The organism is Pseudomonas sp. DW-iso3, from assembly GCF_058725305.1.
The window spans coordinates 583980-605424 of sequence record NZ_JBZXDZ010000003.1 but is presented as its reverse complement, the minus strand read 5'-3'; the positions used below and the strand labels follow the sequence as shown (position 1 = coordinate 605424).

19 protein-coding genes, 1 tRNA gene and 3 pseudogenes are annotated in these 21445 nt (G+C 58.6%); 10 read left to right on the top strand and 13 right to left on the bottom strand.

All coding sequences use genetic code 11. The features are described from left to right. The first annotated feature begins 93 nt into the window (after window positions 1-93). The 3 genes from AC4PS7_RS11820 to AC4PS7_RS11810 all read left to right on the top strand — a co-directional run bounded on the left by AC4PS7_RS11820 (window position 94) and on the right by AC4PS7_RS11810 (window position 3334). Window positions 94-759 (top strand): RraA family protein, encoded by a 666-nt coding sequence (locus AC4PS7_RS11820; RefSeq protein WP_010208940.1) that lies wholly within the window; start codon window positions 94-96, stop codon window positions 757-759. Continuing rightward, window positions 756-1961 (top strand): pyridoxal phosphate-dependent aminotransferase, encoded by a 1206-nt coding sequence (locus tag AC4PS7_RS11815; protein ID WP_010208938.1) that lies wholly within the window; start codon window positions 756-758, stop codon window positions 1959-1961. Before AC4PS7_RS11820 ends, AC4PS7_RS11815 begins: the two co-directional genes overlap by 4 nt. 95 nt (window positions 1962-2056) lie before the next feature. Beyond that, window positions 2057-3334: a cation:dicarboxylate symporter family transporter gene (locus AC4PS7_RS11810; protein WP_042571826.1), complete on the top strand. Its 1278-nt coding sequence runs from the start codon at window positions 2057-2059 to the stop codon at window positions 3332-3334. 52 nt (window positions 3335-3386) lie between these two features. Here the strand turns inward: AC4PS7_RS11810 and AC4PS7_RS11805 are convergent, their stop codons facing one another. From AC4PS7_RS11805 to AC4PS7_RS11795, 3 genes are all read right to left on the bottom strand, one after another. After that, complete coding sequence (locus AC4PS7_RS11805) at window positions 3387-3845, bottom strand: Hsp20 family protein (protein ID WP_010208936.1); 459 nt, start codon at window positions 3843-3845, stop codon at window positions 3387-3389. Between the two features lie 115 nt (window positions 3846-3960). Further along, a complete protein-coding gene (gene cuyB / locus AC4PS7_RS11800; RefSeq protein WP_010208935.1) occupies window positions 3961-5412 on the bottom strand; it encodes a cysteate racemase in 1452 nt (483 codons plus the stop codon). Further along, the gene (locus AC4PS7_RS11795) at window positions 5409-6671 is read right to left on the bottom strand and encodes a dicarboxylate/amino acid:cation symporter (RefSeq protein WP_010208934.1); all 1263 of its coding nucleotides are present in this window, start codon (window positions 6669-6671) and stop codon (window positions 5409-5411) included. The genes cuyB and AC4PS7_RS11795 overlap by 4 nt, the downstream gene beginning before the upstream one ends. Before the next feature lie 173 nt (window positions 6672-6844). On the opposite strand from AC4PS7_RS11795, the gene AC4PS7_RS11790 reads away from it, so the two are divergent. The 4 genes from AC4PS7_RS11790 (at window position 6845) to AC4PS7_RS11775 (ending at window position 9504) form a co-directional block, all read left to right on the top strand. Then, the gene (locus AC4PS7_RS11790; protein ID WP_021490775.1) at window positions 6845-7756 is read left to right on the top strand and encodes a LysR substrate-binding domain-containing protein; all 912 of its coding nucleotides are present in this window, start codon (window positions 6845-6847) and stop codon (window positions 7754-7756) included. Between the two features lie 68 nt (window positions 7757-7824). Next, the gene (locus tag AC4PS7_RS11785; protein WP_010208932.1) at window positions 7825-8127 is read left to right on the top strand and encodes an ArsR/SmtB family transcription factor; all 303 of its coding nucleotides are present in this window, start codon (window positions 7825-7827) and stop codon (window positions 8125-8127) included. Between the two features lie 61 nt (window positions 8128-8188). Then, a complete protein-coding gene (locus AC4PS7_RS11780) occupies window positions 8189-9169 on the top strand; it encodes a zinc-dependent alcohol dehydrogenase family protein (RefSeq protein WP_010208931.1) in 981 nt (326 codons plus the stop codon). Next, window positions 9166-9504: an antibiotic biosynthesis monooxygenase family protein gene (locus AC4PS7_RS11775; protein WP_010208929.1), complete on the top strand. Its 339-nt coding sequence runs from the start codon at window positions 9166-9168 to the stop codon at window positions 9502-9504. Before AC4PS7_RS11780 ends, AC4PS7_RS11775 begins: the two co-directional genes overlap by 4 nt. On the opposite strand, the gene AC4PS7_RS11770 is transcribed toward AC4PS7_RS11775, so the two are convergent. From AC4PS7_RS11770 to AC4PS7_RS11750, 5 genes and pseudogenes are all read right to left on the bottom strand, one after another. After that, window positions 9493-10221 (bottom strand): sulfotransferase family protein, encoded by a 729-nt coding sequence (locus AC4PS7_RS11770; protein WP_010208928.1) that lies wholly within the window; start codon window positions 10219-10221, stop codon window positions 9493-9495. The two genes, AC4PS7_RS11775 and AC4PS7_RS11770, sit on opposite strands and share 12 nt — an antisense overlap. 4 nt (window positions 10222-10225) lie before the next feature. Next, window positions 10226-11557, bottom strand: a complete 1332-nt coding sequence (locus AC4PS7_RS11765; RefSeq protein ID WP_492179421.1) for an ABC transporter ATP-binding protein — start codon at window positions 11555-11557, stop codon at window positions 10226-10228. 1045 nt (window positions 11558-12602) lie between these two features. Then, entirely contained in the window at window positions 12603-12869 is a 267-nt protein-coding gene (locus tag AC4PS7_RS11760) for a hypothetical protein (protein ID WP_010208925.1), read from the bottom strand. Next, a pseudogene (locus tag AC4PS7_RS11755) lies at window positions 12845-13099 on the bottom strand (hypothetical protein); the annotation flags it as partial. The gene AC4PS7_RS11760 and the pseudogene AC4PS7_RS11755, both read right to left, overlap by 25 nt. Before the next feature lie 44 nt (window positions 13100-13143). Beyond that, a pseudogene (locus AC4PS7_RS11750) lies at window positions 13144-13650 on the bottom strand (transposase); the annotation flags it as partial. Window positions 13651-13675: 25 nt separating this feature from the next. Here AC4PS7_RS11750 and AC4PS7_RS11745 point away from each other — a divergent pair. Next, the gene (locus AC4PS7_RS11745) at window positions 13676-13990 is read left to right on the top strand and encodes a hypothetical protein (RefSeq protein WP_010208924.1); all 315 of its coding nucleotides are present in this window, start codon (window positions 13676-13678) and stop codon (window positions 13988-13990) included. Between the two features lie 90 nt (window positions 13991-14080). On the opposite strand, the pseudogene AC4PS7_RS11740 reads toward AC4PS7_RS11745, so the two are convergent. The 3 genes and pseudogenes from AC4PS7_RS11740 to AC4PS7_RS11730 all read right to left on the bottom strand — a co-directional run. Next, window positions 14081-14329: pseudogene (locus tag AC4PS7_RS11740) on the bottom strand (DUF4113 domain-containing protein); the annotation flags it as partial. A gap of 93 nt (window positions 14330-14422) precedes the next feature. Further along, window positions 14423-14498, bottom strand: a tRNA-Asn gene (locus AC4PS7_RS11735). Window positions 14499-14558: 60 nt separating this feature from the next. Further along, window positions 14559-15455, bottom strand: coding sequence for a LysR family transcriptional regulator (locus AC4PS7_RS11730; protein ID WP_021490785.1), 897 nt, complete (start codon window positions 15453-15455; stop codon window positions 14559-14561). A gap of 101 nt (window positions 15456-15556) precedes the next feature. On the opposite strand from AC4PS7_RS11730, the gene lldD reads away from it, so the two are divergent. Together lldD and AC4PS7_RS11720 are read left to right on the top strand one after the other, a co-directional pair. Further along, window positions 15557-16687: an FMN-dependent L-lactate dehydrogenase LldD gene (lldD, locus tag AC4PS7_RS11725; protein WP_010208917.1), complete on the top strand. Its 1131-nt coding sequence runs from the start codon at window positions 15557-15559 to the stop codon at window positions 16685-16687. Between the two features lie 485 nt (window positions 16688-17172). Beyond that, a complete protein-coding gene (locus AC4PS7_RS11720; RefSeq protein ID WP_106119554.1) occupies window positions 17173-18099 on the top strand; it encodes a GGDEF domain-containing protein in 927 nt (308 codons plus the stop codon). 21 nt (window positions 18100-18120) lie between these two features. On the opposite strand, the gene AC4PS7_RS11715 is transcribed toward AC4PS7_RS11720, so the two are convergent. Next, complete coding sequence (locus AC4PS7_RS11715) at window positions 18121-18888, bottom strand: iron-containing redox enzyme family protein (protein ID WP_197999029.1); 768 nt, start codon at window positions 18886-18888, stop codon at window positions 18121-18123. Window positions 18889-18967: 79 nt separating this feature from the next. Then, a complete protein-coding gene (locus AC4PS7_RS11710; RefSeq protein WP_021490788.1) occupies window positions 18968-21430 on the bottom strand; it encodes an EAL domain-containing protein in 2463 nt (820 codons plus the stop codon). Window positions 21431-21445: the final 15 nt, after the last annotated feature.

The following is a 21445-nucleotide window of genomic DNA, read 5'->3' as shown; positions in this document are numbered from 1 at the left end:
ATCACATCATAAAATATCGCTAAAACTCTCCGATCATCACTCCTAAGATCCGGCCATAGCCCATCGCTATCCAAACGACTCTGGAGATTTGCCATGTCCTTGCCCGGTTCACGCATCCTTCCCAACGCCCCCATGGCCCCGGCCGAACTGGTCGAGGCATTCGCTCAGGTGGTGACCCCACACATCAGCGACAACCTTGGCCGGCATATCGGCGCGCGCGGCCTAACGCGCTACAACCGCAGCGGCAAACTGGTGGGCACGGCGATCACGGTGAAGACCCGACCTGGCGACAACCTGCTGATCTACAAAGCCATGAGCCTGCTGCAACCTGGTCACGTACTGGTGGTGGACGGCCAGGGCGATACCAATAACGCGGTGATCGGTGAGCTGGTCAAGCTCTACGCCCAGCAACGTGGTTGTGTGGGCTTTGTGATCGACGGTGCGATCCGCGATGTCGCCAGCTTTGACGACACGCCCTGCTACGCCCGCGCCGTGGTGCACACCGGCCCCTACAAGACTGGTCCCGGTGAAGTGAACGTGCCGGTGTCCATCGGTGGCATGCTGGTCAACCCCGGCGACCTGGTGGTGGGTGATGAAGACGGCCTGGTCGCGTTTTCCCAGGCCGACGCCGCCGAAGTACTGCGCCGCGCCGCGCAACATGCCGAACATGAAGAGGCCGTCAAAGCCGAGATCGCCAGCGGTGCCGTGCGCCAGAGCTGGATCGACAAGGTCCTGGACCACGCAGGGTTGGCGCCATGAAGCACTTTTTGTCTGACCGCGTCCTGGGCATCGCGCCCTCCCCCAGCATTGCCGCCAATGCGTTGGTGACCGAACTGCGCGCCCAAGGCCGCGATATCGTCAATTTCACCGTGGGCGAGCCGGACTTCGACACCCCGGCGCATATCCTTGCGGCGGCCAGCCAGGCGATGCACAACGGCGACACCCACTACACATCCACCACCGGCACCCTCGCCCTGCGCCAGGCCATCTGCCTCAAGCTGCAGCAGGACAACGACCTGGCCTACGGACTGGATGAAGTGGTGGCCGGTTGCGGCGGCAAACACGTCATCTACCATGCGCTGGCCGCCACGCTGAATCGGGGTGATGAAGTCATCGTGCACACGCCTTATTGGGTGTCGTACCCGGACATTGCACGGCTCAACGATGCAACACCGGTGATCATTCCCGGCGATGAAAGCCTGGGTTTCAAGCTGTCCCCCGACGCCCTTGAACAGGCGATCACGGCGCGCACCAAATGGGTGATCCTCAACAGCCCGAACAACCCCAGTGGTGCGGTGTACAACGAGACCGAACTGCTCGCGCTGGCGCAGGTGTTACGTCGTCATCCCCATGTGCTGATCATGGCTGACGAGATCTACGAACACTTCATCTACGGCAGGGCCCGGCATGTGCCATTGACGCGCCTGGCGCCCGACCTCAAGCCGCGCACGCTGATCGTCAACGGCGCGTCCAAAGGCTATGCGATGACCGGTTGGCGCCTGGGTTTCGGTGCAGGCCCGGCCTGGCTGATCGCGGCCATCGCCAAGCTGCTGTCGCAAACCACTACCTGCCCCAGCTCCCTCAGCCAGGCCGCCGCCGTGGCCGCATTTACAGGCGACCAGGCGCCCATCGCCGCCATGCGCGAGGAATACCAGCAACGCCGCGCACGCATGCTGGCTCTGCTGGCGGACATCCCCGGCTTGAGCTGTACCCCACCAGACGGCGCGTTCTATGTGTTCGCCAACGTGAGCGGGCTGATGGGCAAGCTCACCCCGCAAGGTGATCGCCTCGACAGTGACACCCAACTGGTGGACTACCTGTTGCGTGACTACGGCCTGGCCACAGTGAGCGGTGCGGCGTATGGCATGTCGCCCTATGTGCGCCTGTCCTTCGCAAGCTCGTCAGAAGTGATCGAAGAAGGTTGCCGTCGTCTCAAGGACGCGTGCCGCGACCTGCGCTGACGCCCTTTGCTGCACCCGGCGGCCACCGGACGGCCGCTGTTTTGACTGCCTAGAACAACAACTTAAAAATCATTGATCTCAAATGAGGCATTCCTATGCACACGCCCCGTATCGCGCTGGTCTGGCAAATCATGATCGGCTTGCTTGCCGGCATCGCCATTGGTGCCCTGTTGCACCAGTTCCCCGAATCCCGGCCGTGGCTGGTGGACAATCTCCTGCAACCGGCGGGCGATATCTTTATCAAGCTGATGAAGATGATCGTGGTGCCCATCGTGTTTGCCTGCATGGTGGTGGGCATTGCCGGGCACGGCGACGGTAAATCCCTGGGCCGTATCGGCGCGCGCTCCCTGGGGTATTTTTTCTGCATCACCACCTTGGCGATCATTGTCGGGCTGGTGCTGGGCAATCTGCTCAAGCCGGGGGCCGGCACTGAACTGTCGAGCCTGCATGCAGCGTCTATCACCCTGCCTACCAGCAGCGGCGCAGGTCACAGCCTGGGGCAGATTATCGTCGGGATCATCCCCGATAACGTGATCAGTGCCATGGCCCAGGGCAGCCTGTTGTCGGTACTGTTTTTTGCGGTGATGTTCGGCCTTGGCGTGGCACGCCTGCCCGCCGAGCGCAAAGACCCGGTGATCGCGCTGCTGCGAGGCGTGTCGGATGCCATGTTCAAGGTCACGTCGATGATCATGGCCTACTCGCCCATCGGCGTGTTCGGCATGATCGCTGTGACCGTGGCCAACTTCGGATTTGGTTCGTTGCTGCCGTTGGCCAAGCTGATCATGGTCAGTTACGTGTCTATCGCGTTCTTTGTACTGGTGGTGCTCAACCTGGTGGCGCGCCTGTGCGGGATCAATCTGTTTGCCTTGATGCGCCATATCAAGGATGAACTGATTTTGGCCTTTTCCACGGCGAGTTCAGCGTCGGTCATGCCGCAATTGATGAAGAAGCTCGAGACCTACGGCGTGTCGCCTTCGCTGGTGAGCTTTGTGGTGCCGGTGGGTTACTCGTTCAACCTCGACGGTGCCTCGCTGTTCCTTGGGATCGGCACGCTGTTCGTGGCGCAGCTATACGGAATCGACCTGAGCCTTGGGGATCAGGCGCTACTGGTGGTGACCATGGTGCTCACTTCAAAGGGGGCTGCGGGTGTGCCGGGGTTCATGTTCGTGATTCTCTCCGCAACGCTCGCCAGTGCCGGATTGCCATTGGAAGGGATCGCGTTTATTGCCGGGGTGTATCGCTTGATGGAGATGCCGACTACCGCACTGAACGTGCTGGGCAACGCGCTGGCGCCGTTGGTGATTGCCAAGTGGGAGGGCCGTGACGCTAAGGCGACGCACGAACCGAGCGCCAAGAATGTGCCTTCACGGTAGCAAGGGTCTTACGAATAAAGGCGCTCCAAAGAGCGCCTTTATTCATTTCAACTCACTGCTCGCCGATGGATTTTACCTCAGCCTTGGCAGCGCCACCGATGGCAATGCGTTTAGGCTTGGCTTCCTCCGGCACGACCCTGAGCAGGTCGATGCTCAGTAAGCCATTGGAAAGCTGTGCGCCTTGCACTTCGATGTGGTCAACCAGGCGGAACGACAGGCGGAACGCGCGCTGAGCGATGCCCTGGTGCAGGTAGGTGATACCTTCATTGTGTTCGCGTTTGCCGCCAGCGACGGTCAACACGCCCTTTTCCACCTGGATTTCCAGGTCATCTTCCACCAGGCCTGCGGCCGCAATGACGATTCGGTAGTGGTCCTCGCCATGCTTTTCGACGTTGTGCGGTGGGTAGGTGGTACCGGCCTCGCTGCGAAGCGCCGATTCGAAAAGGTCGTTGAAACGGTCAAAGCCGACGGAATGGCGGAACAGTGGGGCCAACGAAAGAGTAGTAGCCATTGCAAAATCTCCTGAGGTTTCTCCAAGTGATTTGGTACGCGACCCGTATTCGGCATCGCGTAAAGCCTAAGTAGGTTCAGGCTTAAAATTTTCAAGCGGCGCCCACAAAAAAAATTTACCCGATGCGATAAGCCCCCGACGAAAGGCTCACACACCTACGCGCGAGGACGGTCGTGGGATCAACCAAGGCGACCCGGTGGGCACCGATTTCAAACACGTCACAATGCGCCAGTACCAGAGGCAACTCGGTACACCCAAGGATCAGCACCTTCGCCCCCTGTTCACACAGATGCTCCGCCGCCAGCAGCAACTGCTCGCGGCACACGCCCTGGGTAAACCCCGCCTTGATCCCCCGCTCGCCGTAGATCGCCTCCATCACCAACGCCTGGTAATCAAAACCGGGGGTGATCAGTTCCAACCCCGAACGTCGCGCGGCCTGGTGATAGACCTGGCTTTGCAGCGTGCCTGAAGTCGCCAGCAAGCCAACCGCCTGGCCACGCCCATAGGTGTGCACAATCCACTCCACCGTCTCGCTGAGCATGTTGACGATGGGCACGCGCAAGTGCGCCTGGATGCGCTCGACAAACGCATGGGCAGTGTTGCACGGGATCGCGATGGCTTGGGCGCCGGCGCTTTCCAGGCGTTTGCAGGTGGCGAACAGGGCCAGGGTAGGGTCAGTTTCGTCGCGCAACAGGTTGGCGGTTCTATCAGGTATCTGCGGGTTCTGCTCCACCACCATCTTGATATGGTCCTGGTCCTTGCCTGCCGGCGTGTGGGCGACCACCTTGCCCATGAAGTCCACGGTCGCCGCGGGCCCGACGCCACCGACGATGCCCAGTTTGAACGGCGACTGGCGCGTCGGACCGTCGGCCTGGGTGGCGAACTCGGCGTAGATCTGGTTGATGTCGAGCACGCTGATACCACGCCGTTGCAGATCGCCGCACACCAGCGACAGCTCGGTCATGCCCGGCACGATCACCGTGGCGCCCTGCCCCTGCAATGACAAGCACGCCTGGTACACCGACTCCAGCGGCACGCCATCGAGGTGGCCGTCCTTTATGCCGTTGACGCCGTACATCGCCTCCATCAGCGCGACCTGGGCGTGGTCCTCCGGATACACCAGGTTAAAGTGCTGACCGAGGTGCTTTTCAAACAGACCACAGTGGCGCACGAAGTCCGACGCGATCACCCCCAAGGTGGTGCCCGGTGCAACACAACGCAGGATGTGCCGGACGAGCGCCTGCATCATGTCCAGCACGGGGATGCCCAGTTCCTGCTGGATTTCCTCGCGAAAGGTCTGGCTGGCGAAACAGGGTAGCAGCACGGCATCCACACCGCTGTCTTCAAAGGTCTTGCACACCTGGAACACATAGAATTTGCGCGCGGTCATGCTCGCATGGCGATCCAGGGGCAGCCGCACATCCTTGAACGGGTGCTGCTCGAATAGGAAATGATAACGGTCCTGGTCTTCCAGCACGGCCCTGGATTTGACCAGCTTGTAGAACAGATCGCCGCCCGCCAGCGAGCCGAGCCCGCCGACGATGCCCAATCGAGAAGTGGTGGTCATGCGCGCGCCCCCTGCGGCAGCTCAGCGGGTTCTTCTTCGGCCTCGGATTTCGCGACCACTGCCGTGGCGATGCTGTTGCCCACCACGTTGGTGGCGGTGCGCGCCATGTCGAGGAACTGGTCGATGCCGATGATCAGCAGCAGGCCGGCTTCGGGCAGGTTGAACATCGGCAAGGTCGCCGCGACCACCACCACCGAGGCCCGCGCCACGCCGGCCATGCCTTTGCTGGTGATCATCAGCGTCAGCAGGATCAGCAGTTGCTGGGTGAAACTCAGGTCGATGTTGTAGGCCTGGGCGATAAACATGATCGCGAATGCCTGGTACATCATCGAGCCGTCAAGGTTGAAGGAATAGCCCAGCGGTAACACGAAACTGGACACACGCTTGGGGGCGCCGAATTTCTCCAGGGCCTCCATGGTTTTCGGGTAGGCCGACTCGCTGCTGGCCGTGGAAAATGCCAGCAGGATCGGCTCGCGGATCAGCTTGCCGAGGGTGAACACCGAGCGCCCGAGAAACAGGTAGCCGGCGGCGAACAGCAAGACCCAGAGCAAGGCGATGCCCAAGTAGAATTCGGCGATCAGCTTGGCGTAATCCGCCAGCAGGCCCAGGCCGTTGGTGGTGATCGCCGAGGCGATGGCGGCAAATACGCCGATCGGCGCGAAGGCCATCACGTAGTCGGTGATCTTGAACATCACCTTGGCGAGTTCGTCCACGGTGTCGGTGATACGCGTATAACCCGCACGTTTGACGCCGGCCAGGGCGAAGCCGAAGAACAGCGAAAACACCACGATCTGCAAGATCTCATTGTTGGCCATCGCTTCGGCGATGCTGCGTGGGAACACATGACTGATGAAGGTCTTGAGGCTGAAGTCGCCAGTGTTGACCGGCACCGCCGCCGTGGCGTGCTGCACCACCTGCATATTTAACCCGGCGCCCGGCTGGAACAGGTTGACCAGCGCCATGCCAAGCATCAGCGAGACCAGCGACGCCGTGACAAACCAGAGCATCGCCCGCATCCCGATGCGACCCACCGAACGCGAGTTGCCCATGCTCGCAATGCCCCCCACCAGGGTGGCGAACACCAGCGGTGCAATGATCATCTTGATCATGCGCAGGAAGATATCGGTGACCATCGAAAAGTACCCGGCCAGCGCCTTGGCCGCTTGTTCGCTGCCGGCATAGTGGTGACACGCCCAACCCACCAGCACGCCCAGGGCGATGCCGACTGCAATACGACGCGGGAGTTTGTTCTTGTTCACAGGTGCGGCCCTCGGATGGCTTTTGTTGTATGCAGCGGATTCTAGGGACCGCCCCCGCTCCCCATGATGAGTAATCCGGCTAACCCCATGCGCTTTTGGAATAGTTTGTAAAAAGCCAGGCCTGGCCTGGGCGTGACCGCTTACACTCCTGGCTCATCGCCTGGAGAACCGGCATGCAGATCAAATGGTTGGATGACCTCTTGGCCATCGCCGAGTGGAAGAACTTTTCCCGCGCCGCCGAAGTGCGCTGCGTGACCCAGTCGGCCTTGTCGCGGCGCATTCGCTCATTGGAAGAATGGGTGGGTGTCGAGCTGGTCGACCGCGGCACCTACCCGGTGCAACTCACCGCCGCAGGGGTCGCCTTTTGCAGCGAAAGCCGCGATGCCCTCGCCGGCCTCATGCGCCTGCGCGCCAGCCTGCGCGAAGTGGAGCGCATGCCGGGACGCTCGATCCAGGTGACCGCCGGCCACAGCCTGTCGATGACCTTCCTGCCCAAGTGGCTGGCGCAGTTCCAGCGACACGCCGAGCAGTTCAATGCGCGGGTGGTGGCGGCGAATATTCATGATGCGGTGATTGCACTGGAGGAAGGCAGCTGTGACCTGATGATTGTCTACCACCACCCGCTGGCGCCTATCCTGCTGGACGCGGAACGCTTTGGCAGCCTGGCCCTGGGGCATGATGCATTTATCCCGCTGTGCGCACCGGACAAACGCGGCCGGCCGCTCTATCGCCTGCCGGGAAATGCAGGGAAACCCGTGCCGCATCTGGCGTACACCGCCACGACGTTCCTGGGTCGGGTTGCGGAAATCGTGATCAAGAATGGCCCTGCCCCCGCGGTGCTGGAACGCTGCTACGAAGCTGACATGGCCATGCTGCTGATGCGCATGGCGATCGAAGGTTACGGCGTGGCGTGGCTGCCGCAGAGCGCGGTGGTCGATGAGCTTGAACGTGGCGTGCTGGTGCGCGCCGCAGGTGAGGAATGGAGTACGCGTCTGGAAATTCGCTCGTACTGCGCGATTGAAAACCAAAACCCGACGATGCGGAAGTTGTGGCGCACACTGGAAGGCTGGCGGGCGGAAATTTGATACAGCGGTAAAAATCGCGACTTTATCTTGCGCATTGACATATCGGTAAATCTCGATATCCTCGCGACATGGACCTACTCGAAATATTCAAAGCCCTCTCAAACCGTACTCGACTCGAAATCCTGAAAGGTTTGAAGGATCCCGAAAAGTACTTCCCGCCACAGGATGAAGGGGACGTTCATACCGTGGGCGTCTGTGTCAGCAGTATTCAGGAGGGCGTCGGGCTGTCGCAGTCAACCGTGTCTGATTATCTGGCCACGCTGCATCGGGCAGGCCTGATCGAAACACGGCGCATTGGCCAGTGGACCTACTACAAGCGAAACGAAGCAACCATCAGTGCGCTTGCCGAGATCATTGGCAAGGACCTGTAATTTTTTGCTCCAGGATATCGAGATTTCCCGATATCCCTTTTTACCGAAACGAGGTGAGGCAATGAAAGCGCAGATACTTAAGTCGTTTGGCAGCCCGGATTCGTTCGAACTCTGCGAGGTGCCCAAGCCGGTACCGCACACCGGGCAAGTGCTGGTTCGGGTTCACGCAACGTCCATCAACCCTTTGGATTATCAGGTGCGACGTGGCGACTATGCCGACCTGGTGCCCCTCCCCGCCATCACCGGCCACGACGTCTCCGGTGTTGTCGAAGCCATCGGGCCGGGCGTGACCAACTTCGCACCAGGCGACGAAGTCTGGTACACCCCGCAGATCTTCGACGGCCCCGGCAGTTACGCCGAATACCATGTAGCGGCCGAGAACATTGTGGCAAAGAAGCCTCTCTCGTTAAGCCACCTTGAGGCGGCCAGCCTGAGTCTGGTTGGCGGTACCGCATGGGAAGCGCTGACCGTGCGCGCGGCACTGCGGGTGGGCGAAAGCATCCTGATACATGGCGGCGCTGGGGGTGTCGGCCATGTGGCAATCCAACTGGCAAAAGCTATCGGTGCAAAGGTGTTCACTACCGTGCGCGAGGCTAATGCTGAGTTCGTTAAACGCATGGGCGCCGATGTGATCATCGACTACGAAAAGGAAGACTATGTCGACGCCATCATGCGGGAAACGGCTGGCCGTGGAGTCGATGTGGTATTCGATACCCTCGGCGGCAACACACTGTCGCGCAGCCCTGATGCGCTCGCGCAAATGGGCCGTGTGGTCTCGATCGTGGACATCTCCCAGCCGCAAAACCTGGTCCAGGCCTGGGGCAAAAATGCGAGTTATCACTTTGTGTTCACGCGGCAAAATCGCGGCAAGCTGGATGAGTTAAGCAGCTTGGTCGTACAGGGTCAGTTGCGCCCGCATGTCGGCGCGGTCTATGCGCTTGCCGACATTGGACTCGCCCATGCGCGGCTGGAGAGCCGCAACAACGGCGTCCAAGGGAAGATTGCGATTGCCGTCGCGCCTATTGAAGGCGCCACGCCATGATTTACGAGATCGCCCTGCTGCCCGTTCACAAACAACACATCGATGCATTCCGACTGGCATTTGCGGAGGTCGCACCGTTGCTCAGCCGCGCGAAAGGCTACTTGGGCCATTTGCTCGCGCAAGGCATCGAAACGCCGGAGCGATTCAACCTGATCGTGCGCTGGGAATCGCTCGAAGACCACACACCGGGCTTCGAAGCGAGTGAAGACCATCGGGTGTTCATGTTGGGGCTGGAGAACTATTTTTCGGACGAGCCGCAGGTGTATCACATTGAGGGGCTGGAGTTTGCTGGATGCGCCGGCTTGTGCCTATCGACTCAACATTCAAGGCTTTAAGCAGGGTGCCGCTGGAATCTGCTTCCAGTGCGAGAAGTCTTCTTCCAGAAACTCACTCAACGCATCTATTTTGTCGGCGTAAAGCGCCCGCAATAGCTCAGCCAAACCAGGAGGCAGCGCATGGCGACTGCCTTCGAACACCGGCTGCGAAAGTTCACAGCGATGCGCATCGGTAAAAAAACCATCCAGCCCGATATGGTTCAACACCCGATTAGCCAAAACCACGGGATCTTTGACGATCTCCTCATAGCGCGCAATCAGGAGTTGCTCCCGTGGATAGACCCCCATCCAGTTCTTCAGGCAAGTCGCATAATCGCCCCGTAGCAGCGACCCTTGTGATTTAAAATGATCTATAAACCACTGATCAGAAGCCTCCGAATACTCCATCTCAGCCCTACGCAAAGCCATGCGTGCCGATGACCACGCACGGTCCATGGGGTTACGCATGAGAAAAACGATGCGTAATGCAGGAAAATGAGAGTAAACCTCTCTAATGGTTTCCGGCGACAGGATGGCGTAAGCAGGCGTGATGTCGCCGGCAGTTCGACCCTCGACATTAAACAAGCCGTGATACCAAGCCACGCCGTTGGCGATGTTTGAATCCCAGAAGTGAACTTCCTTACCACCGGGAAAGCAAATCGATGGGTGTTTATTCAATACTTCATACAACCAACTGGTACCGCTTTTTTGCGCGCCGATACCGACAAATTTCAACATTCCGTCACCTTGCCAACGACCATTCTGGAGCGCATGAAAAGTCCACGACGCCCACGCCGTACTGCGTATGCTCCGAATTCACTCTGAAACACAACGCGTCCACCACTCTGTGCAGGTGCCGAAAACCTTCCCCGCAATCACCGGAAACGCCAGCATTAAGAAAATACAGGCCTTCATTCAGACGGCATACAAAACTGTATTCGACCGTCAGTACCGAACCGGCAGCAACAAACTCAATACCTTCGGTGATGCGCTTGGCTGACGTCCCCCCTCCAAGTTCAACGCCAGTGGTGGTCTTGATCAACATGCCGAAGCGTACGTGACTCGCATCCTGTTCGAACGCAACTTGATACGTATACAAATAGGTCTCTCCTGCCTTCAGGCAGTTGACCTTTTGCCGGCGTGCATTGAGCAATCCAAGATTGGCAATCACCGCACCGCGTGCCTCATACGAAAGCACTGCTTTGGAGAGCAGATGGGGATCAAAATAATCGCTTGCCAAGCCGGAGTTCGCATCAAGCGCCGGGGCGTCAACCTCAGCCACCGATGTAAACTCGACCGAACCGGCCATCATCTGCTCGCGCATTTCTTTCGCTTTAGCGGGCGAAGCGTTCAGCATGCGCTGGTACTTACCGACAATAGCCTTGGGGGTTCCCTCCGCTACTTTCTGTCCGCCATCCAGCAAGATCGCACGGTCACAAAGCGCTACCACTGTGTCGCTGGCATGGGACACGAAAAGAATGGTCGCGCCCTGAGACTTGATACTTTCTATTCGGGCAAAGCATTTACGCTGGAAGAGCTCATCCCCTACCGCCAACGCCTCATCGACAATCAAAATCTGGGGGTCAACATTGATTGCAACGGCAAAGGCCAGGCGAACCATCATCCCACTGGAATAGCTCTTTACCGGCCGATCGATGAAATCCCCAATCTCTGCGAACGCCTCGATAGAGGCAAAGCGAGCAGAGGTTTCAGCGTGGGAGAGCCCGAGGACGGAGGCGTTCATGTAAACGTTTTCGCGGCCGCTGAATTCCGGGTTGAATCCAGACCCTAACTCCAGCAATGCCGCGATTCTGCCATGGGTCGACACCTCTCCCTCAGTCGGCGTCAGTGTCCCGCAGATCATTTGCAGCAGTGTGGATTTACCACTGCCATTGCGGCCGACGATACCCACGGTCTCCCCTTTGTTAACAACAAAGGAAACATCATCAAGGGCAACAAACTCCGTATAACAGCGCTTCTTGCGGAACACCTGCAACAGCCGCGCCCTTGGGCTGTCGTAAATCTGGAAACGCTTGCTGACATTCCGAACTTGAATGGCGATCTCAGAGGGCATCTGTAAACACTCCATGTGTCTTCTGGAAATATGCGAAGCCTGTCCGACACACCAAAAACATGCTGGAAGGTACTGAAGCAGCCCCGTAACGCCAAGCATCTTGCCTCAAATCAAGACAGTGCGGAATTACTCGACAAGGAATCCATGAGTACGACGACCGCAAGCCTCATCACAAGCCAGGCCCACTGAAGGCGTCAGATCACTCCTTTCAGCAATCACACCGTGCACTTGGGTTGCCAGGGCAAATCCAAGGCAAAAAAAGCCTGCATCTCTGCAGGCTTCTTTTTATGTCGCTATCTGGCTCCGCGACCTGGACTCGAACCAGGGACCCAATGATTAACAGTCATTTGCTGGCTGTTAGGCGCAACGGTGCCACGCAAGAACGTGGTGGAGATCTAGGGTTTCTGCATAGCGTGAGCCGCATAAGCGCAGCACGCCACGAAAATTAGTTGGGTTGGATTGGGTTGTCAAAGCGTGGCAAGGCAATGACCAGCAGGAAAAGGAGGCGCACTCTGTCAGCTACCGAGCAATCTTCATGCTTCACTTAACTTCCTGACCAACGTAGCCGCCATGAGCTTCAACGTTCTGCTCTCTGCCTCAAACCCCTAATCTAGAGCCCGCATGACCTGCGCCCTGTCAATGTAGCCAGCCAAAAAACAGACTCAATTGATTCAATTGCATGAATGACAACCGACTCCTCTCTAGCTTTTAAAAGCGTTAGTACAACACGCAACGCCCGCTCATCATTCGAGTCACCAAGAGACTCCGCGCACCGACCTCGCCAATCCGCTTTACCCCATGCCTTGCTAACAGGCACGCGACTCACTAGTGCCTAAAGATGATTGATTTTGCGAAGTCTGCATACTTATAAAACCAACTCAACGCAAACAAAATCGAGAATGGCATTCCCAACCATACAAATACCACATCAAATTCCACCTCAAACCCTGCAGAAATAAACAGGACTGGTAACAATGCCAGCAGGCATCCTATGGAAAGCATTACGACTAAAACACCCGCCGCCATTATTGCTGAGGACATCAACTTACTTACCGTCACCCTTAGCCTCCTCGTAAAAGCCGTAGCCCTTATAACCCACTCCGCCGACATACACACCTAGCGCAGTACCAAATGGCGTTTTCGTGCCTAACAACGGAATGAAAAAATTAATATCCATCTTCGGAACCAAAACCCCGAAGATCGAACCCTTCCTCAATCCATCCGAAGCTCCCATCACGAGAGGGACTTTCCCAAAGCCAGCACCGGCGGAAAGTAACGTATCCGCCCCCTGGTAGACCAATGGACCATCCATCCACCTTTCTCGATGGACTTCGCATCAGCACCTTTTTGCGAAGCTGCCGCCAGAACACCGACTATTTGAGAACTCATAGCTAGCAGATTCTTATCACCGCTAACCAACGAATCCAAGTGAACTACAGCCGCTTCGTTAATACCCGCCGCCAGCGCGCCGGTCTTGAAGTCCCCACCGGTCGCCTGGGCAAGTAACCCACCGACCATCGCATGCACCAATATCTTCGGCGGGTAACAGCATCAAGCGCGGCCAGGTAGCGGCTGATGCTCGATTAAATTTCTTCCATTCGCCGCCTTAGTTTGACGCTAGTGAAGTTGCGGTCACGACTGTTGACGGCCTTGAATTTACTTGCGTCGATGGAAACCAGGTTTTCTCCGAACAATGCGAGCGGCTGACAGAGCACAACGAACTGACGACAGACGCATCGGATGGCCTTGCTGTTGTCCTTTCGGAAGTTGGCGATGGTCTTGAAATCCGGCATTAAACGACCCGTCAACCACATCAACTCAACGTTGCGTTGAGCTTCTCGCTCCAGGCGTCGGCTCGATTAGATGCGGTTGAGATCGCCATAGATATAGACCTTCAACAGTACCTCAGGGTGGTATGCAGGTCGGCCCGTAAGAGCAGGAACAGCACCGTCGACACCCAAATTGACCAGGTCGAGTTCGTCGACGACGACGTCGACTATACGCACCGGGTTGGTATCGCTGACGTAGTCGTCGAGGCTTTCGGGAAGTAAGGTGCCTTGACCTCTGTGCTCCCCTTGAATAAAGCGCTTCACGAGACGATCCTCTTGTGGAACCCGAATGTTGGATGCTGCTGTGAAGATAGTGAAATCTACCCGTTTTGACGATGTCGACCACGATTTAGGGTATGAGTACCGTGGTCATAATTACAGCGTGCTGAGCGATGGGGGTATGTTCCTGATCAGAACTTACGACGACGAACCAGGATGTGCGACTGTCGTAAGTCCGACCACGGCGCATGCCAGCGGCAACCTTAGACAGCTCATCACTTTCTTGCAGACGGAGTTTGGGGGCTCTAGGATCTACCTCTACAAGGCCGATTTGGGGCGTTATGCTGAGATCGACCTTGAAACGTTGGAATTCCTTCCCATTTGAGTTCGGCGGCGATAGCACGGTTGGTGTTTTTACACACTCTGGGCCGTTAACTGCCCTGCGCGAATAACAGAGCTTGATAGGTATCAGCCCTCACCTGCAATCGACCGACCAGAGCTGATCAAGCCTAGTTGTATAGCTCTGACTCATCATCTCTCGACGCATGCCCCAATCCGGATCAACCGGCACACTGGCCGAGCGCAGTGTCCCCCTGCCCCAACGCTCGTTGATTTGATCCAGGACCGTCATCACCCGTGTTGCCTCTACAAACGGTGACGTGGCGAAAAGATCATTCGTGTAATCGCCAGGTTTGCAAAGGTTGAGCAGCATTACTGACACCTTCATGCGGGTCACACTGCGCGCCTTGATCACCCCGGAGAAATCCAAGGCAAAAAAAAGCCTGCATCTCTGCAGGCTTCTTTTTATGTCGCTATCTGGCTCCACGACCTGGACTCGAACCAGGGACCCAATGATTAACAGTCATTTGCTCTACCAACTGAGCTATCGCGGAATGCGCCGTATGTTACTGATTGAAAAGGAGAAGTCAAGCTTTCTCTGGCATTCGGCGCGATTAAATCGGATGACCGGTTGAAACCGCGTGCTCCCTGGCCAACTCCAGCCAGGCCAAGGCAGCCGGCGGCAGGTGGGCGCTGGTGCGCCAGGCCAGGGCGATGTGCCAGTCGGTGTGGGGTTCGTCCAAGGGGATCAGGGCGATGCCGGCGTGTTGATGCTTGTACGCCAGCATGCGTGGCACGAAGGCCACGCCCAAGCCGGCGGCGACCAGGTCGATGATGAAGTCGATCTGCCCGCTGCGGGCCGTCACCTTGGGGGTCACGCCTTTGCGCTCGCAGGCGGCGAGGATCTTGGCGTTGAGGGCGAAACCGGCTTCGAACAGGATGAACGGCGAATCGGCCAGGTGGGTGAAGTCGATCCGCTCAAGGTGGGCCAGCGGGTGGCTCATGGGCAGCACGGCCATCAGCGGCTCATTGCGCACGGGCTGGTAATCGAAATCTTCGTCCACCGGCAGCAGCAGCGCCGCCAGGTCGACCTCCCCCGCTTCCAGGCACTCGCGCAGCTTTTTGCTGCCGTACTCGGTGAGCTCGATGTCGATGTCCGGGTAGCGGCTGCGGTAGGTCGCAAACATCGTCGCGAACAGCACACCGCAGCCCACCGGCGGTAGGCCGATGCGCAGCACGCCACGCTTTAAACCGCGCAGGTCGTTGATCTCGGCCACCAGGTCGTTGCGCTCGGCGAGCAGGACCAACGCGCGACGGTAGGCGATTTCGCCGGCGGCGGTCAGTTCGTTGCGGTGGCCCAGGCGATTGAGCAACGGTGTGCCCAGTTCATCTTCCAGCGTCTTGACGGCCTTGCTGACGGAGGACTGGGTCAGGGACACCACCTCCGCCGCCTGGGAGAAACCACCCTGGCGCACCACTTCGACAAAGGCGCGTAATGTTCTCAGGTTCATCAGTATTCCTTTGGCGACTGACTACCATCGATAAAAGTTGTTTTTATCATGCCAGAGAAATGCCTATCCTGCCTGCACCTTGCCTTGTGGAGCCCCTAATAATGATTATCTCCTCCGCCTCCGACTACCGCGCCGCCGCCAAGCGCAAGCTGCCGCGTTTCCTGTTCGATTACATCGACGGCGGCGCCTACGCCGAACACACGCTGCGCGCGAACAGTTCGGACCTGGCCGAGATCAGCCTGCGCCAGCGGATCCTGCGCAACGTGGACAACCTGAGCCTGAAGACCACGCTGTTCGGCCAGGAACTGGACATGCCGGTGATCCTCAGCCCGGTGGGCCTGACTGGCATGTACGCACGACGTGGCGAAGTGCAAGCGGCCAAGGCGGCGGCAAACAAGGGCATTCCGTTCTGCCTGTCGACGGTGTCGGTGTGCCCGATTGAAGAGGTGGCGTCGCAAAGCGCGCAGGCGATCTGGTTCCAGCTGTATGTGCTCAAGGACCGTGGCTTCATGCGCAACGCGCTGGAGCGCGCGCAAGCCGCGGGCGTCACCACACTGGTATTTACCGTGGACATGCCAACGCCCGGCGCGCGTTATCGCGATGCGCACTCGGGCATGTCCGGGCCGTTCGCGGCACAACGGCGCATGCTGCAAGCCGTCACCAAGCCGCAATGGGCCTTTGATGTGGGGTTGATGGGGCGCCCCCATGATCTGGGCAATATCTCCAAATACCTGGGCAAACCCACTCACTTGGAAGATTACATCGGCTGGCTGGCGAACAATTTCGACGCCTCCATCAGTTGGAAAGACCTGGAGTGGATCCGCGAATTCTGGAAAGGCCCGATGATCATCAAAGGTATCCTCGACCCCCAGGACGCCAAGGACGCGGTGAGTTTCGGCGCCGATGGCATCGTGGTCTCCAACCATGGTGGTCGCCAGCTGGACGGCGTGCTGTCCACCGCCAAGGCCCTGCCTCCGATTGCCGATGCCGTGGGCGATGACCTCACGGTGCTGGTGGATTCCGGCATCCGTTCCGGGCTGGACGTGGTACGCATGCTGGCCCTGGGCGCCAAGGCCTGCCTGCTGGGTCGCGCGACAGCCTATGCGCTGGCCGCCGACGGCCAGCACGGCGTGGAAAACCTGCTGGACATCTTCGCCAAGGAAATGCGCGTGGCCATGACCCTCACCGGTGTGACCTCCATCGCGCAGATCGATCGCTCCACCTTGGTTTAACCCTGCTGCTCGACGATCCCCGCGGGCCTGGCGGCAAGACGGTGGTGCCGGCGGCCGTCTGGCGTCCCATGGCGCCATGGGCAGTGGTGTGCGGGTGATGGGCGGCGCTTATTTTATCTGTGGTGTCATTCCGGCGTTGTTTATTCGCGATAAACAGTGCGAACCACAGAAACTTCAAGACCACCGCCGAGTTGCCAATTAACTGGCGTCATCCTTCAGCGACTGTTTTTGGCGGTAAAAACAGTCGATTGATTTATAAGACTTTTTATTAAGTTGAACCTCTCTGGCATGAATCTCGCTCTAACTCTGTTCTAGCAGGTAAGGCGATGACAAGACGTGCGGCAGTGCCCAGGGGTTATAACCCATTGCAAAGCGGTCTAGACTGTTACCTATGTTTTACGGAACTGAAGGAACAGTAAGACGCTTGGCACTCGCCACTCTCATTGAGCCTGTAAGACAGCCAAGTGCTTAGAGGCCGATCGTTTATGAAAACACCCACCCAGACCAACGCAATTGACTTCGATACTGCCAAATTGCAACGCCTGGGGTTTGGTCAACCATCTCTCGTACCACGTCGCCCCACCACCCTTGCCCAACTTCGCCAGCAACTGGGCCTGCAATTGCAAACCAGCCTGGAGCCGGAGCGCATCCTCGGGGTGTTCTTCCGTGAGATCCAGCGCCTGGTGCCCTTGGACGCCTTGCAATACCGCCATCAAGCCAGCGATTTGCGCCTGGAGTTCGGCCATCGTGGCCACCATTCTGTGAGTTACAGCCTGAGCCATGAAGGCGAGCACCTGGGCGAGCTGATCTTTCGTCGCAACCAGCGCCTGGCGGAAGAAGAACTCGGCCAACTCGAATCCCTGCTGGCCACCCTGCTCTACCCGATGCGTAACGCCCTGCTCTACCGCGCCGCCACCCGCAGTGCCTTGCGCGACCCGCTGACCGAGACCGGCAACCGCATCGCCATGGACCAAACCCTGCAACGGGAAATCGACATGGCGCGCAGGCACCTCAACCCGCTGTCCTTGCTGATGCTGGACATCGACCACTTCAAGACCATCAACGACACCCACGGCCACGCCACTGGCGATAACGTGCTGCGCGCCGTCGCCGCGGCGATCAAAGGCCAGTTGCGCAATGTGGACATGGTGTTCCGGTTTGGCGGGGAAGAGTTTCTGATCCTACTGTCCAACACGGGTCGCGATGCGGCGGCGATGGTTGGCGAACGCCTGCGCCAGGCGGCACAGACCCAGGATTACTGGGCGGATGACACGCGGATTGAATTGACGGTGAGCCTGGGTTGCTCGACCTTGCTGGCCGCTGAGTCCGCCGAAAGCCTGCTGCGTCGGGCCGACAGCGCCTTGTACGTGGCCAAGCGCGAAGGGCGTAACCGCCTGGCGATGGCGGGGTAAGCCCCCGCCATCACCGTTACATCACGCTTCGCTGACGACCCGCGCCTGGCGCTCGCGCACCACGGCCGGAGCTTTTTCTTTCTCCAGACGCATGCAGCTTTCCAGGAACAGGTACATGTAGTCGTAGCTCTTGCACACGGCTTGGCGCAGCTCCGTCTGCAATTCCTTGGACGGGTTCATCCCGGCCAGGGTGCAGATGATTTCCAGCGCTTCCCATGGGTGCGCATCGTCATACTGGGCGTGCATCTTCAGCCACTTCATCGCACGCTTGCGCTCTTCCTCGGGGAAAGCCGCCGCATAGACGCCGGTCGAACACACCACGGCGGACCATTCCCCGGTAGCCCCTTCGATCGCATAGTTGGTCGCGGCAATGGCCACGATCAGCGAATCGGCGGAGCTGGTGTGCCAGCACCAATGGCTCAGCGCATGCAACTCCGGCGGCACGTTCTGGGCCTGCAGGTCCTCTAGGCTGACCCCGTGGGCACGGGACCAATGCACCCAATAGTCGGCGTGGTTGAGTTCCACACGAATATTGCGCATCAGCCAGCGGCGCGCCATATCCTCCCCAGGATGGCGGGCAAATTTGGTCTTGGTGAGGTTCTGTGCCATGTACAAGGCAAACTGTTCCACCACAGGCCAGCCACCAATCAGGTAATGGCGCATGGTCTTGGCACTGAGCGAGTTGTCGCGCATGCGCTGGTACAGTTCGTGTTCGACAACGCGGCGCTTGCTCTCGCTACAGTCCAGGATCAGTTTCTGAGCCCAGGCCGGATAACTGGAGGCTTCCATAAGCGGGCCGGTTCTGATGAAGGTGTCGATCACTGTTAAGGCTCCTTTTTAAGTGTGATTGTACAGACCAGCAAATGTTTCAGCGGAATGTGCCGGGCGCCTTGAATAACAGAGGCTGCGGCCGCACAGGTCGACACTGCAAGCTATCAAAGGTAAACAATTGCGGTCGTTCAATCAGGTAGCCCTGAGCGTAATCCACACCAATTTCGAGTAATGCCTGTTCGATTTGCGGTGTCTCGACAAATTCAGCAATTGTGCGCTTACCCATGACGTGGCCGATGTGGTTGATCACTTCGACCATCGCGCGGTTAATCGGGTCGTCCAGCATATCCTTTACGAAACTTCCATCGATCTTCAGGAAGTCTACAGGTAAATGTTTGAGATAGGCGAATGAGGACATTCCGGCACAAAAGTCATCCAGCGAGAAATGACAACCTAAGGCTTTGAGTTCATTAATAAAGCGGATCGCACTACCCAAGTTTGCAATAGCACTGGTTTCGGTTATTTCGAAACAGATCATGCCCGGCGGAATAGTGTATGTATGAAACTTCTCACGTAAAAAACCGAGGAAGTCATCATCCCCAATGGTGATGCCTGACAGGTTGATCGCACACATGGCCATGGGAAGCCCCGGCCGCTCCTGCATGCACCGGTTGATGATCTTGAACACATTTTCCACCACCCAGCGGTCCAGGGACGTCATCAGACCGTAACGCTCGGCGGCGGGGATAAAGCTGTCGGGCAGGATGATGCGTCCGGCCTCGTCGTGCAGCCGCAGTAGGATCTCAATATGCCCATCGCCACCATTGGTCTGCCCGAGGGGCGAGATTTCCTGGGCGTACAGGCAGAACCGGTTCTCTTCCAACGCCATGTGCAGGCGCTGCACCCAGGCCATTTCGCCAAAGCGCAGCGACAGTTCCGAGTCGTCGGCGTGGTACACCTGCACGCGGTTGCGGCCCTTTTCCTTGGCCATGTAGCACGCCATGTCAGCGGCGCGCAGTGAGGTTTCCAAGGTGGTCGGGGTGTGCCCCAGGTGCACCAGGCCAATGCTGACGGTGGTCATGAACGGCCGGCCCTTCCACACAAAGTGCAGGTTTTGCACGGTGTGGCGCAGGCTCTCGGCAATCTTTTCTGCCACCGCCGCCGGGCAGTTTTCCAGCAGGATGCCGAATTCATCTCCGCCCAACCGCGCCAGGGTGTCGCCTTCGCGCAGGTCCGACTGCAGCAGCGCACAGATATGCCGCAGCAACTCGTCCCCCGCCGCGTGGCCGCAGGTGTCGTTGACCAGCTTGAACTGGTCGAGGTCTAGGAACATCAATGCATGGCGCCCGCCATTCTGCTGGGCGGTGGGATGCAGTACCTGTTCCAGGCGGAATTCGAATTCGCGACGGTTGGCCAGGCCGGTCAGGGCGTCGTGGGTCGCCTGCCAGGACAGGTTGGCGATGTATTGCCGCTCCTGGGTCATGTCATGCAACACCAGCACCGCCCCCGTGACCTTGCCGGTGCTGCGGATCGGCGCGCCCACCAGCGTCACCGAGACCGTGCTGCCATCCAGGCGCTGGATGGTTTTGGAATGCTCGCTGCCGCCGCTGAGTTGGCCCTTGACGATATGTTCGATCAGGGTAAAGCCGTCTGGTTGCGCATTGTCATCCAGCAGGTTGAACAGCGCAGCCAGGGGCAGACCTTGAGCCTGGGCCGAATTCCAGTGGGTCAGCGCTTCGGCCGCCGGGTTCATGTAGGTGATGGCGCCGTCGACATCGGTGGTGATCACCCCGTCGCCAATCGACTCCAACGTGATCTGCGCACGCTCTTTCTCTTGTTGCAGGGCGTCGGCAAACGCGTGGCGCTGGGTCAGCAGCTTATGGGTGCGCAACAGTGCCAGCACGATCAGCCCCAGGGCCGTGGCCAGGTTGGTGATCAGCAGCAACCGCAGGATCATCCGCGAGCCTTCGCCCAACGCATCACTGAACGCCTTGGCAGCCGGCGTCACACCTTCGTTGATGCCAACGATATGTGCTTTCCACTGGCGTACGTCGTTGGCGCTGACCTGATCACGGGTGATCGCGCCGTGCATTTCACGGGCGAGGTCATCCAGTTGCATCAGGTAGCCATCGCCCACTGCCCACAACTCGATGGCTTTTTCCAGGTAGCTGAAATGACGAAAGTTGAGGTACAGCCAGATCAGGTTGGACACGTCATCCGGGTGGTTGCCGCCCTTGAGAATACCCAGGCGTGCGGCGCTCAGGTCAGGGGTAGGACGGTCCAGGGCAGTGCGCAGTTCGTGGCCGCCCTGAGGCACGGCAATGGCCTGCTGATATTTGAGGTAAGTGGTTTCGTCGCGGCTATCGGCGTACAGCGTCAAGTAATAGATGGCGTCCTTCTGGCCTTTGGACCACAGGCTTTCACCGGCCACATAGCCACGCACTGCCGAAAGCACGTAGAGACTGACGCAGCCCAACAATGCCTGGAACAGTACAACGGCGATAAAGGGCCAGACGATGCCCAACAGTTTTGGCGTTCCGAGAGTCCGCTTTTGCTTCATGAAGTCCCTTGCACA